Annotated in this window: 17 protein-coding genes; all 17 read left to right on the forward strand. The window is 47.2% G+C overall.

Translation table 11 applies throughout. The features are described 5' to 3' along the window. Complete coding sequence (locus EKM75_RS05880; RefSeq protein ID WP_125692891.1) at positions 1-1362, forward strand: anti-CBASS protein Acb1 family protein; 1362 nt, start codon at positions 1-3, stop codon at positions 1360-1362. Positions 1363-1364: 2 nt separating this feature from the next. Further along, complete coding sequence (locus EKM75_RS05885) at positions 1365-2192, forward strand: phage head morphogenesis protein (protein ID WP_015474106.1); 828 nt, start codon at positions 1365-1367, stop codon at positions 2190-2192. 22 nt (positions 2193-2214) lie between these two features. After that, the gene (locus EKM75_RS05890) at positions 2215-2484 is read left to right on the forward strand and encodes a LysM peptidoglycan-binding domain-containing protein (protein ID WP_041815498.1); all 270 of its coding nucleotides are present in this window, start codon (positions 2215-2217) and stop codon (positions 2482-2484) included. 11 nt (positions 2485-2495) lie between these two features. Next, a complete protein-coding gene (locus EKM75_RS05895; RefSeq protein ID WP_125692893.1) occupies positions 2496-3599 on the forward strand; it encodes a DUF2213 domain-containing protein in 1104 nt (367 codons plus the stop codon). Positions 3600-3613: 14 nt separating this feature from the next. Next, a complete protein-coding gene (locus EKM75_RS05900; RefSeq protein ID WP_125692895.1) occupies positions 3614-4078 on the forward strand; it encodes a structural cement protein Gp24 in 465 nt (154 codons plus the stop codon). Positions 4079-4092: 14 nt separating this feature from the next. Then, entirely contained in the window at positions 4093-4971 is an 879-nt protein-coding gene (locus EKM75_RS05905) for a DUF2184 domain-containing protein (RefSeq protein WP_125692897.1), read from the forward strand. A gap of 10 nt (positions 4972-4981) precedes the next feature. Next, on the forward strand, positions 4982-5344 hold the full coding sequence (locus tag EKM75_RS05910; RefSeq protein WP_015474101.1) for a hypothetical protein: 363 nt from the start codon (positions 4982-4984) through the stop codon (positions 5342-5344). An 11-nt stretch (positions 5345-5355) separates the two neighbouring features. Further along, positions 5356-5682 carry a DUF4054 domain-containing protein gene (locus EKM75_RS05915; protein WP_125692899.1) on the forward strand — a complete coding sequence of 109 codons (327 nt, stop codon included), beginning with the start codon at positions 5356-5358 and terminating at the stop codon, positions 5680-5682. Further along, positions 5682-6281 (forward strand): hypothetical protein, encoded by a 600-nt coding sequence (locus EKM75_RS05920; protein WP_225426667.1) that lies wholly within the window; start codon positions 5682-5684, stop codon positions 6279-6281. The genes EKM75_RS05915 and EKM75_RS05920 overlap by 1 nt, the downstream gene beginning before the upstream one ends. Further along, positions 6281-6655, forward strand: coding sequence for a hypothetical protein (locus tag EKM75_RS05925; protein ID WP_042254683.1), 375 nt, complete (start codon positions 6281-6283; stop codon positions 6653-6655). Before EKM75_RS05920 ends, EKM75_RS05925 begins: the two co-directional genes overlap by 1 nt. Beyond that, positions 6648-7118, forward strand: coding sequence for a phage neck terminator protein (locus EKM75_RS05930; protein ID WP_114670528.1), 471 nt, complete (start codon positions 6648-6650; stop codon positions 7116-7118). The genes EKM75_RS05925 and EKM75_RS05930 overlap by 8 nt, the downstream gene beginning before the upstream one ends. A 12-nt stretch (positions 7119-7130) precedes the next feature. Next, positions 7131-8168, forward strand: a complete 1038-nt coding sequence (locus tag EKM75_RS05935; RefSeq protein ID WP_125692903.1) for a DUF3383 family protein — start codon at positions 7131-7133, stop codon at positions 8166-8168. A gap of 14 nt (positions 8169-8182) precedes the next feature. Next, a complete protein-coding gene (locus EKM75_RS05940) occupies positions 8183-8581 on the forward strand; it encodes a hypothetical protein (RefSeq protein WP_125692905.1) in 399 nt (132 codons plus the stop codon). 71 nt (positions 8582-8652) lie between these two features. Next, positions 8653-9027, forward strand: coding sequence for a hypothetical protein (locus EKM75_RS05945; protein ID WP_191988795.1), 375 nt, complete (start codon positions 8653-8655; stop codon positions 9025-9027). Positions 9028-9037: 10 nt separating this feature from the next. Then, positions 9038-9208: a hypothetical protein gene (locus tag EKM75_RS12730; RefSeq protein ID WP_164508738.1), complete on the forward strand. Its 171-nt coding sequence runs from the start codon at positions 9038-9040 to the stop codon at positions 9206-9208. A 14-nt stretch (positions 9209-9222) separates the two neighbouring features. Beyond that, positions 9223-10443 (forward strand): phage tail tape measure protein, encoded by a 1221-nt coding sequence (locus EKM75_RS05950; protein WP_125692907.1) that lies wholly within the window; start codon positions 9223-9225, stop codon positions 10441-10443. A 59-nt stretch (positions 10444-10502) separates the two neighbouring features. Continuing rightward, positions 10503-11456: a hypothetical protein gene (locus EKM75_RS05955; protein WP_125692909.1), complete on the forward strand. Its 954-nt coding sequence runs from the start codon at positions 10503-10505 to the stop codon at positions 11454-11456. The last annotated feature ends 183 nt before the right edge of the window (positions 11457-11639 follow it).

The following is an 11639-nucleotide window of genomic DNA, read 5'->3' on the forward strand; positions in this document are numbered from 1 at the left end:
ATGAGCAAAGATATTGTGGGACTTGATGGTAACCCGTTGATTATGGACTTTATGCAGACCAAGCAGGCCCAAACGGCAGGAACACGACACCCAGACCCCTTCCGTATGCAGCGGCCGGGGATGGGACACCATTTGGGTGACTACGAGTTGGAGCAACTGTATCGGGGTAATTCGATGGCCCGAAACATCGTGGACATTCCCGCTGAGGATATGACCCGTAACGGCTGGCATATCAAGATGGACGACAATGCCCTAGCAGCTAAGTATGAGGCACGATTAAATGAATTGAATGCTCAGAAGCGATTCAAGGACCTTTACCGATACTCACGGCTTTACCGAGCGGGGTATATTGCTATCAGTACGACCGAGAGCTGGAATTATGGACTTGAGGACCCTTTGAACCCAGACAGACTGTTGCGAATCCCATTTATTACGGCGTTTAGCTCCAAGAAGGTCAACGAGACCAAGTTCGATGATGACGTCTTCTCACCAACTTACGGGCAAGCTCTAAGTTATCAGATCAACAACGGAACCGCTGACGTGCAAGGGTCAAATTATTATGGGGTACAGCAGGTAGATAAGTCACGTTTGCTTCGCCAACAAGAACTGCGGTTCGAAGATGAAACGGAAGGTATCTCGCTATTGGAGACCATTTACGACATCTTGATGACGATGGATACAGGGCTCTACTCGGTTGGTGAGATTCTTTACGACTACGTTTTCAAAGTCTTCAAGTCTCCATCGGTTGACGACACGAGCCCCGATAAGCTGTTGCAGGTCGGGGCGGCTGCTTCGTCAAAGTTTAGAACTGAGTCCACCGCGTTGATTAGCGACAAGGACGAATTGACCAAAGAATCAACCAACGTCGGTGGCATTGACAGCTTGCTTGATTTCTTGTGGGAATACCTTAGTGGCGCGGCCCGCATGCCTAAGTCGGTTCTTAAAGGCCAAGAGGCTGGGACACTGACTGGGGCACAGTATGATGTGATGAACTACTATAGCCGCATTGCTTCAGACCAAGAAAACAAGATGCGACCACAGCTGGAATATTTGCTCAAATTGCTTATGCGGGCCAGTGATGAGTGCGGCGGATCGCTAGACCCCGACACCGTTAACTGGTCCATCGAATTTAACCCGCTATGGTCGGTTGATTCGCAAACCGATTCGCAGATTCGCTTAGCAAATGCCCAGGCCGACCAGATTTACATCCAGAACGGCGTACAAGGACCTGAAGAGGTTCGAGAGGCACGTTTTGGTTCCAGTGGCATGGACCCGGATGGTTCCGTTGATATGGACAGTATGAGTGATGACGAGCGCCGGGCGGTAGTTGAGGCTTATCGCAAAGAACATGGCGGTGATTAGCCATGAGAGTGCCACACACGCGTTATCCACTAAGAATTGAGAAATCATACGCACATACTGTCGGTAAGGCTGTAGGCCAAGTTGAGAGCACTACACTGCTGCTACTTAAATCGGAGGTCAAGCCTGTAATCAACCGGGGAACCGTTAACGACTCACTTTACAACGACGACATGATCGACTGGGTTGAGTCTCTGATCGAACGGCTAAAAGAATTGATCCTCGGTTCGTTCACTGATACCGACGCCCAGCAAATGGTTGAGCGGTTTATGTCGGCTATCAGTACTAGCAATCGTGCCAACGTGTCGTCACAGATTCAGGCTCACGAGTTGGTGAAGCATGCAACGTTGCTTCCTAGTGGTAAGCCGGTAATCATGGCAATTAATCCAGTCGCAGGGGATGCGCAGCTTGACGGCTACGTCAAAGGTAAGATTGCCGAAAATGTCAGTTACATCAAGGGTATCCGCGATGATTATGCGACGAAGATTGAGCAGATTATCTACCGTGGCGTCACAAAGGGGCAGTCTTATGGTGAGATGGCGGAAGCAATCCGTCACCAAGGCAAGATGAGTCGCAATCGCGCCGCTTTCATTGCCCGGGACCAGTCTGGGACCATCTACAGTCAGATGACCCGTACTAGGCACCAAGCAGCTGGAATTAATCACTTTCAATGGCGTGGAATGATGGACGAGCGTGAACGTGCCAGTCATGTGGCACGTGAAGGCATTATCTACAACTACGACACGGCTGACTTACTACCCGGAGAAGATTACGGGTGCCGTTGTACTGGTGATCCGGTTTTTGATGACGAATTAGATGATTCAGAAGAATAACGAAACGAAGGGAGGTGAAAGTATGGCAGATACAAATTCATCTAGTGCCGCAAGTACGCCAAGCTCTGCAGCACCTAGCTCTAAAATCGCTACTAGCATGTATGCTTCGAGTACGACACCAGCAGCACCAGCAACTGAGCCTAAGAGTACGGTCAAGACCGTGACCTTAAAAGAAGGCGACAAGCTATGGCGGGTTGCCACTGATGCTGGTATTTCACTGGACACACTTGTAAAGATTAATGGCTTGAAGAACTACTCGGTTAAGCCCGGTAAGGTTCTGCAATTGCCATAGGAGGTGATTGCATGAAATTTTATGATCGTGCTGAGCTTGGCAAGTATACTGAAACGCCTGAAGGTTATTTACACGGCGAGTTTCCGATTACGCGTCCCGGAGTCTTCCCGTATATGCGTAATGGTGGAAGTGTCTCCCAAGTGGCAAAGCTTCCGGATGAGGTATTTTCTAAGGAGACCATCGAATCTGCCAACAACAAGCCATTGACTAATGACCACCCAAACGTGGGTGTTGATGTGCGGAACTTCAAGGCATTATCTGTAGGGATGACCGACAGTGACGCCCACGTTGAAGACAATAAGCTGGTAGTTGGGGCAACCATTACGGACCCAGACATGATTGCTCAGGTTAAGTCGGGTAAGCGGGAACTTTCGATTGGCTTCAATGCTGACGTTCCTACAGAATCCGGGGAGTACGGCGGAGCCCAGTATGACGCCGCTCAGCGCAACATCAAGATAAATCACATTGCTATCGTAGATAGGGGCCGCGCAGGTCATGGAATTTCAATTCATGACAGTGCGGCTTTTGTTATGGATGACGATTCTAATATACAAGGAGGAACCAAAATGGCAACAATGATCATTGATAACCAATCTTTTGAGGCCGACCAGCGGGTTATTGACGCTGCGAACGACACTAAAAAGCAACTGGTTGCAGCAGAAGCCCTCGTGGCAAAGCTGAAAAAACAATTAGCTGGGTCCGAAGACACCGCGGCTAGTTCTAAGAAGGAAGCCGATTCACTCAAGGGCGAACGGGATGCCTTGAAGACTCAGCTTAAGGATGCTCAAGATAAGCAACTTGACCAAGACGCCTTAGACAAGCGCATTGACGCACGGCTTGCACTTCAGACTAGTGCGGCCCGTTTTGTTGGTGATAGCTTCGACTTCAAGGGGAAGACTGACCGGGAAGTTAAGGTGGCTGCCATTAAGACCACCAATGATGCCTTTGATGAAAAGGATAAGTCTGACGACTATATCAATGCATTCTACGATTCTGCGGTTTCCTTGGCAGATAAGAAAGGGTTCACTCACACGTTGGGTGGCCAAGGTGGGAATCAAAACGAAACTGACTCGGTAGATAAGCTCAAAGGCGACCGAGCCAACGCCTACAAGTAAAGGAGGGATAACTCATGGGATTAATTCCACGACCACAAATGTACATGGACCCCAACATTGGGTTGGGCAAGATTGCCGACATTCGGCATACAGAAGTTGACTCAGCGGTTGCTGCAGGAGTAGTAGCTGCCGGGGCCGCCGTTCAAATGAGTTCGGGGGCTGTTACGACCGTCAGTGATGGTAAGTTCTATGGCGTTGCAGTAGCCAAGGACTACGTCGATAACTTGGATGATTCACCACAAACGTCTAAGTACAAGGCTAAGCAGATGGTTCCTGTTTTGCGTAAGGGGACCATCAACGTTGCCATCACGGCCGATGTTGCGGAAGGCCAACCAGCTGCTGTTGACGGGACGACTGGGAACTTCAAGCCGGCTGCAGGTGCTGACACGATTGTGGGGACGTTCAAGACAGCGGGTAAGTTTGTTGCCGACGACGCCACTGCGGGCTCAACGGCACAACTTCAAATTAACTTGCCATAAGGAGGCGACAGTAGATGCCACAAGAATTAGCAATGATTGAAAATCGCGACTTAATCGCGATGGAAAAGACGGTGCTTAAGGCACCACAAGAAGAATTAATTGGTCGGTCACTGTTTCCAACCATTCCTGGGGTAAATCCAGGGGCAGAGACCTACGGATACAGTCTAATGACTCGGCACGGTGCTGCCAAGGTTATTGCCAACGGGGCCGATGACTTACCGATGGTCGACGAAGACATTAAGCGAGCTTATCAGCCAATCTACACTATTGCCGCTGGTATTCACTTCACGTATCAGGAAGTATTTGCCGCTCAAATGGCCGGACAACCGCTTCAAACGGATAAAGCTGAAACGGTCCGCCGGGCAATCTCCGAAAAGGAAAATGACATCATCTTCAACGGGGAATCAAAGGTTGGTATCACCGGTCTGACAAACCTTGAAGGTATTCAGGCAATGAACGCTGACAAGAAGTTTTCAGAGTCGACTGGGGCAGAGATGCAAGAGACTTTGCGTAAGGCTAAGTCCTTAATCACTGTAATTCCAGGGTTCAATCAAGCACGGTTGAAGCTAGTTTTAGCACCAGCCCAATATGAATCTTTGAACTCACGTTACAGCGACTACGACTCCCGCACCATTTTGGAAGTCATCAATGCCGCTGGCTGGTTTAGCTCCATCGAAACGACCTCCGCATTGGTAGGTAAGGGGTTGGATAACTCAGAATGTGCGATGATCTTTGATTCCACTTCACAAACCGGTGGTTTCTTGCTCCCTCGTGACGTCACGCAGTTCCCACAAGAAGCGCACTATCCTAACACGATTGTGCCTTATGATGAACGGACCGGTGGCCTGGTAATCAAGACGCCGTACGCCATCGTTAAGCTGTCAGGAATCTAAGGAGGACGCCATGTTAGTTAAAAATAAGGGTAAATTCATTCACAACGTTGGTGGGGTGCAACTGGTCCCCGGTTCTAACCAACTCACCAAGAAGCAATCCGAAGCATTCAACGCGGCTATCAAGTCGAACAAGTTGAATGCTTTTTTAATTGAAAAGGGCACCTTATCTGCTGTTGAAGGTAAAGGTGGCAAGGACGTGCAAAGCGTTACTGACATGACCCTTGACCAAGCGCTGCCTGAAATTGCTGACACCGTATCGGTTGAGACACTGACCAAGTGGTTAGCCGATGAACAACGCGGTGCCGGTCGTAAGAAGATGGTGGACACGTTGAAGGCTCGGATTGCTGAATTGAAGACCCCAGAAGATGAATAGAGGTGGTCTAAGTGGATGAAGCGGATAAGAGCACCATCCAGAATGTTCGATTGATTCGGTCGGATTTATCGAAGGTAAGCGATGATACTATTCAACTCGCGATTGATGACGCTTGGGCCGAGGTTCAGAACCGCGGCTTCCCCGCACAGTATCAGGAGCAAGCATGCCGTTATCTAGCAGCAAGCCTGATCAGTCGTGAGGATGATCGTGTTTCTCTGAAGCAAGTTGGGGATTTGAAGAAGCAATATTTCAAGGGTGTCAACGCTTGGGCCGACCGGTACAAATATTTGTTGAGCCAGTTCGGTGATGGTGGCCCCCTCAGAATTGTGGTGATTTGATGGAAGATTTTGACAGAATCCCAGATGTCGAACGGGAGATGGCAGAGTTAAGTCATCTACAGTTGCAGGTTGGAATATTTGGTGAGGACGGGTCGTTTATGCAAATGATTGCGTCCGCCAACGAGTATGGCGCTGATATTGAACCGAGGAATGGAAAATGGTTGACGATTCCAACCGAGAATGCGCCCAAGGGAGCTAAGGCCCGGGATATTGATGGCATTTTTCGACCTAAGGATAAAAATATTCTTGCTGTCAGTGATGGTAAGGGCGGGCTTATTCCAATGTTCTATCTGGTGAAGAAGGTTCATATACCAGAGCGATCCTTTATTCGATCCACCTTTGACGAAAATGTTGATGACTGGGTTGAGTATCTTATTGATCAAGTTATCGAGCTGGGGATGGGTGATAGCGGTATTACAGCTAGAAAAATCATGGAATCTTTAGGCAATCGCATTCAACGGAGTATCGTGCAAAAAATACGTTCCATTGAATCACCTGCCAATTCTCCCATAACTATTGCTCGTAAAGGTTCTAGCTCACCACTGGAAGATACAGGTCATCTTATTGATGCTGTGAGATATAAGGTGGTGAACGTCTGATGTATGAAGAGTTTGCCGACATGCTAGTGGAATTTGGAATCCCGCTGCTAGTGTATCTACCTGCCAATGGCGAGGGTGGTCACTTAGAGCATGGAACTTGGGTTAAGGACTCTGAGACGCCACCAGTTGAGGTCAGTGAGCCACTGGTGGTGCCATCCAAGACATCACTGTACAGCATGGAGGTTCAGCATAACGCGGGTGGAGAGACGCAATCTTACGATGCTGTTTGGTATTCAACGATGGAGGCCCCTAAGGGAACAGTTGTTGAAAATAAGCGGACCGGTCGAAAATACGTTGTTGACCACGAGCGGGATTATACGGATTACTCTGACGTGCACGAGTACGACTTGAAGGGGGCAAGTAACCATGACTGACGGTTCTTTTGAGTATGGAGCGCTGGCTGATGTTTTGATTGACGAGGTCAAAGAACTAGTGGAATGTGACTTAGTTGAGCAGGACTTCTCTGGCCCACAGCGGGCTTATCCTTTCTTCACTTATAAGATCACTACGCCTTACATCAAGGACATGGAGCAAATGAATAACGGCGAGATGTTCGATTTGACGGTCTCAATGACTTGCTGTAGTGACAACAGCATTAAGGCTCAAGACCTCGCTATGAAGCTCTTTAAGAATCTCAAATCTGATAACGTGCGTCGCAAACTTCGAACGGATCACGATATCGTCATTGCCGATGTTGATTCTTTCGACAACCGAAGCGTTTTTCAGTCCGTCAATTATGAACGGCGCGTTGGGTTTGATTTACACCTTCGTGTAGTGGATGGCTTCCATGAAGATATTCCAACCATCGATAAGATTAACTTAGACAATACAAATTAAGGAGGTAGCTAAATGACTGTAGCTACGAAGATTGGTGACATCACTGTTACGATCGATGTCAACCACCCGGTAATCCCTGTTGGTTTAGGGGTTCCGGGACTTTTTATTAAGGGTGATACCCAAAAGGACCAAGTGTACTCAAGCTTGGATGCCTTAGCAGCTGACTACGCGGAAGGCACTGACATCTATAAGGCGGCATCAGCATACTACGCACAGCCAAATGCAGGAACAACGATTGAAGTGATCACCTACACAGCGTCCACGACTGATGCTAACACGAAGTCAACGACTGGTGGGATTTCTGCGGCCGCTGCTGCTTACTTCTTTAGTGTCTGGCATTTCGCCGTTGTTATCGGTGACAATGACGCAGATCAGTTGGAACTGAGCAACTACATCGAAGAACAGAACTTTAAGTTCTTAGTTGCGGAGTTCACCACGCCAGACGCAGCGAAGGCTTACACCAATAAGCGGACCATTAACCTCATTCATAAGGCCACGACGGATAACTTTCCAGTGGCCTTTTTAGGTCGAGTAGCTAACCAGACGGTCGGCTCTGTGACGTGGAAAGGTAAGGGCGATTTAGTGGGCGTTGAAGCTGACGACTTATCTTATCCCGAGTATGCAGCAATTGAGGCGGCTCATGGTATTTGCTATGTAGTCAAGGGGAAAAAGGCCGTTAGCTCTAACGGATGGACAGCTTCCGGAGACTGGATCGATGTTTTGCATGGCAGTGATTGGGTCAAGGTCAACATTGAATCATCTCTTCAAGATTTGTTGAACACGCAAGATAAGATCACTTTCGATGATCTTGGATTTGCTCAACTCCAAGCAGTTGTTGAGAAGGTTCTCTCTACGGCCTATGCCAACGGCATCATTGCCTACGATGCCACGACTAAGGCAGCTGACTATTCAGTTACGGCTGATAAGTATGCCGACCTGTCTGTTGAGGACATCAAGAACCGTCAATACAACGGGATTCACTGGTCTTATACGCCTGCCGATGCTGTGCATGGCATGAAGGTCGGCGGGACTCTCGATTTTCCATACTAAAGGGGTGATAAATAATGACTAAATGGAATTACGATGCAACTGATGTCAAGGTCATTACTGATAGTGAACCCATGTACGGATATCAACCCGGAGACATGGTCTCCGGTGAACGTGCAAACAACACCGAAGATTATGATGTTGATGCTCAAGGCTGGGGTGTTTTTAGTACAAACAATGACATTCATGGAACTATCACGATTAACCTGTCTGCTGGCTCACCAGCGAACCTTAAGTTGATGGCTCTCGCTAATGCCCATAAAGAATTTACATTGAGTGTTACGACGCCACACGAACGGGTTTACTCGAATCAGGCCAAGATCCAAAAGGTGCCATCGTTTGGTGCGGGGACCAAGACCGGCGTTAAAGCATGGGTAATCTTGTGCATTGACTACAACGATGAAATGAACGAATAATCGCGAGCGCTTAGGGTTCGACTCCCTGAGCGCTTTTTGTACCAAAAATTTATTGTAAAGGATGATTACAAATGACTGAAGCAAAGAAAACTGTATCACAAGACACTAAGGCGACTAATGATGTTGCGAAGGCACGGCAGAAACGTGACGAAGTAGAACGGATGCCACTTAAGCGGATGGGTAAGACCGAAACCATCACGGTTGATGATTACGATGGCCCCAAAGACTACACGTTATTTTTCCCTGGCTTAAAGAAGGCACACAACATCGTTGACTTTGCACGCATGGGAAATGGAGTCATTGATAACACCACATACAATGAAAGCTTGATGAATACGGTAATCGTGGACCCCAAGACGAATTGGGATTACTGGGATGAACATGACGGCTATGGTGAGGTCATGGAAAAAGCTGATCAGTTTCTTGGCAAATGGTTGCAAAAGTAATCGAAAAGGAATGCAATTGGAGCTTGCCTATCGGAATAATCGGCAGTATGAGTGGCCGGTTGAGATGGGGATTGCTACGCGTGAAGAGGTTGAGTTGGCGACCTTTGATGAACTAGAAATGTTTAACTATCAAACTGATAAAAAGTTTGAGTTGATGCAAGGATTGAATCCCGAAGAATAGTGAGGTGAAAAAGCATGGCAATCAAGCATACGACAATCGATATCGATTGGAAAGTGGATGATAGTGGGCTACGGTCTGCGGAAGGTAGCGTCAAAACGCTAGAAACAGCAACGAAGTCGGCAACGACAGCAAGTGCCAGTTTCTCAGCCAGTCAGCGAGCTTCAGCAGCGGCCCAGCGAGAGTCTACATCAGCTACCAAGTCTTATACTGAGGCCCAACGTAATTCTGGACGACAGGATCGAGAGTCTGCACAAGATAGGGCCAAGCTTAAAGAGCAGGTAAAGGAATACGAAAATGAGCTTAAGTCTTCGCGAAAGTCGTTAGAACTTAGCCAGAAGGCCGATGCTTCGTATACCGAGACCTTGAAGGCGCAGGGCCATGCACATGCGGCCAATAGTGACCATATTCGGTCACTCCGCGGCACATACGCGAGCTTACAGACTCAGTACGGTAAAGAGGTAACCCAACTTCAGCGGATTAAAGCAGCTAATGGAGCAACAACGGAGGCTTATCAGGCGCAGAGAAAGCATGTTAATGACTTGGGCCTGCAGATAGCTAAAACATCCAATGAGCTTAATGGGTTCAATCGGGCCCAGAAGTCCATGAAGTCAGTCTCTGAATCCGCTAACCGTGTCTACGACAAGACTAAGGCACTTAGCTTAGGTGTGGGGGCTGCGTTCGTCTACGGGGCCAAGAAGGCCATTGAGCTGCAACATGAATATAAGGTGACCAACAACCTGTTAACAACCGGTGGTGAAGACGTACGCGCCTCACTACGCGCCACTAAGCAAATGCAGGCCGATGGTGCCAAGTACTCGATCCAATATGGTAAGTCCCAAAAGTCAATCGCCGAGGGCTACCAAGAGCTAACCAAGCGTGGTTACACCTCTGAGCAGTCTCTTGGTTCTATGAAGTCCATGCTAAAGGCATCTGTAGCTTCCGGGGACAGTTTCTCAGACGTTGTGCATGATTCAACAGCAGCCTTAGAGTCCTTTGGGATGCGGGCAAATTCAACTTCTGGCATGATCCGAAACACTAAAAAGGTCACCAATGAGATGGCATATGCCGCCGATTTGACGGCTACGGACTTCCATTCGATGGGGATCGCTCTTAGTTATTCTGGTGTCAGTGCTAAGCAAGCTGGATTAAGCCTGTCCGAAACTTCCAGCGCAATCGGTATTTTATCCAATAATGGGCTTTGGAAACTGGCCTCGCTGCTAGAAATGGCAGCGTAATTAAACTCCGTTAACTCGGGGAAGACTAAGTAATAATGATTTTATGGTATTCTTGACATATGCCAAGAAGATTAACGCAAGTAGAAGCGCAAAATAGAATAGATGAAATTCAGGATAACCAGTATGAACTTTTGGGTAAGTACATTAACAAGGAAACACCAGTACTCATTAGATGTCGAATTTGTGGTCTAGAGTGGAAATGTAGACCTGGAATTTTATTTCAACATCGAGTAGGTAAAAATTGTCGTCATCACGTTAACCTCACACCTGAGATGGCTCGAACGAGAATACAAAATGCTTCTGATGGAAATATTTCAATGATTGGGGAATACAAAGGATCAAAAATCCCAACTAAAATGAAGTGTAAAGTTTGTGGGCATGTATGGCCAACAGAGCCATTTGTTGTTTATTCAATGGGTTTTGGGTGTCCAAAGTGTTCTGGAAAAGCCAAAAAGAGTACTGATGATTTTAAATCAGATGTGAAAAAGTTGGTTGGTAACGAGTATTCAGTTGTAGGTATGTACGTGAATACACATGAGCCTATTGCAATACGACATAATGTTTGTGGAACTACATTTAATATGGCTCCAGATAATTTTTTGAGCCAGTCTCAACGGTGCCCGTATTGCAAGCGCTCCAGGGGTGAACGTGCGGTAGAAGAGTATTTGAAAAAGTACCATTTTAAATACCTATCACAATATAAATTTGATGATTGTCGTTACATCTTACCCTTGCCTTTTGATTTTGTGTTATTAGGTTCTGAAAATAATATTTATTGTGCTATTGAATTTCAGGGGCTGCAACATTATTCAGTAGGTTTTGGCGGTGATGAAGCACTGCTAGATCTTAATAAAACAAGGGATAAAATAAAGGCAGATTACTGTAAAACCCATCGAATTAAGTTGGTTGCTATACCTTGCAAGAGTAAAGGCTATTCTTTTAAGCAAATTAAAGCGTTAGTAAAAAAATACCTTGATGAACATTACTATATGTTAATCCCGAACCAAGCCTAATGGGAAACCTTAGGAAGGCGTAACGACTAGATAGATTAACCTAAACGAGTCTCACCAACTTGGTGAGACTTTTTGCATGGAGAAATATCCACGAAGGCGGAGCACCTAAACAGCACGGCTGCAGGTGGAAATATAGTCTGAACTCATGGGAAATCATGAGAAGTGGGGGATAAAGAGCCTTCA

It is taken from the genome of Levilactobacillus tongjiangensis, from assembly GCF_003946345.1.
Taxonomy (GTDB): domain Bacteria; phylum Bacillota; class Bacilli; order Lactobacillales; family Lactobacillaceae; genus Levilactobacillus; species Levilactobacillus tongjiangensis.

What these genes read in the sequence shown, in the direction of transcription:
- EKM75_RS05930 (WP_114670528.1), top strand. Translation starts at nt 6,648, where the DNA reads ATGACTGACGGTTCTTTTGAGTATGGAGCGCTGGCTGATGTTTTGATT.
- EKM75_RS05880 (WP_125692891.1), top strand. Translation starts at nt 1, where the DNA reads ATGAGCAAAGATATTGTGGGACTTGATGGTAACCCGTTGATTATGGAC.
- EKM75_RS05900 (WP_125692895.1), top strand. Translation starts at nt 3,614, where the DNA reads ATGGGATTAATTCCACGACCACAAATGTACATGGACCCCAACATTGGG.
- EKM75_RS12730 (WP_164508738.1), top strand. Translation starts at nt 9,038, where the DNA reads ATGCAATTGGAGCTTGCCTATCGGAATAATCGGCAGTATGAGTGGCCG.
- EKM75_RS05920 (WP_225426667.1), top strand. Translation starts at nt 5,682, where the DNA reads ATGGAAGATTTTGACAGAATCCCAGATGTCGAACGGGAGATGGCAGAG.
- EKM75_RS05935 (WP_125692903.1), top strand. Translation starts at nt 7,131, where the DNA reads ATGACTGTAGCTACGAAGATTGGTGACATCACTGTTACGATCGATGTC.
- EKM75_RS05905 (WP_125692897.1), top strand. Translation starts at nt 4,093, where the DNA reads ATGCCACAAGAATTAGCAATGATTGAAAATCGCGACTTAATCGCGATG.
- EKM75_RS05940 (WP_125692905.1), top strand. Translation starts at nt 8,183, where the DNA reads ATGACTAAATGGAATTACGATGCAACTGATGTCAAGGTCATTACTGAT.
- EKM75_RS05885 (WP_015474106.1), top strand. Translation starts at nt 1,365, where the DNA reads ATGAGAGTGCCACACACGCGTTATCCACTAAGAATTGAGAAATCATAC.
- EKM75_RS05950 (WP_125692907.1), top strand. Translation starts at nt 9,223, where the DNA reads ATGGCAATCAAGCATACGACAATCGATATCGATTGGAAAGTGGATGAT.
- EKM75_RS05955 (WP_125692909.1), top strand. Translation starts at nt 10,503, where the DNA reads ATGCCAAGAAGATTAACGCAAGTAGAAGCGCAAAATAGAATAGATGAA.
- EKM75_RS05895 (WP_125692893.1), top strand. Translation starts at nt 2,496, where the DNA reads ATGAAATTTTATGATCGTGCTGAGCTTGGCAAGTATACTGAAACGCCT.
- EKM75_RS05910 (WP_015474101.1), top strand. Translation starts at nt 4,982, where the DNA reads ATGTTAGTTAAAAATAAGGGTAAATTCATTCACAACGTTGGTGGGGTG.
- EKM75_RS05890 (WP_041815498.1), top strand. Translation starts at nt 2,215, where the DNA reads ATGGCAGATACAAATTCATCTAGTGCCGCAAGTACGCCAAGCTCTGCA.
- EKM75_RS05925 (WP_042254683.1), top strand. Translation starts at nt 6,281, where the DNA reads ATGTATGAAGAGTTTGCCGACATGCTAGTGGAATTTGGAATCCCGCTG.
- EKM75_RS05945 (WP_191988795.1), top strand. Translation starts at nt 8,653, where the DNA reads ATGACTGAAGCAAAGAAAACTGTATCACAAGACACTAAGGCGACTAAT.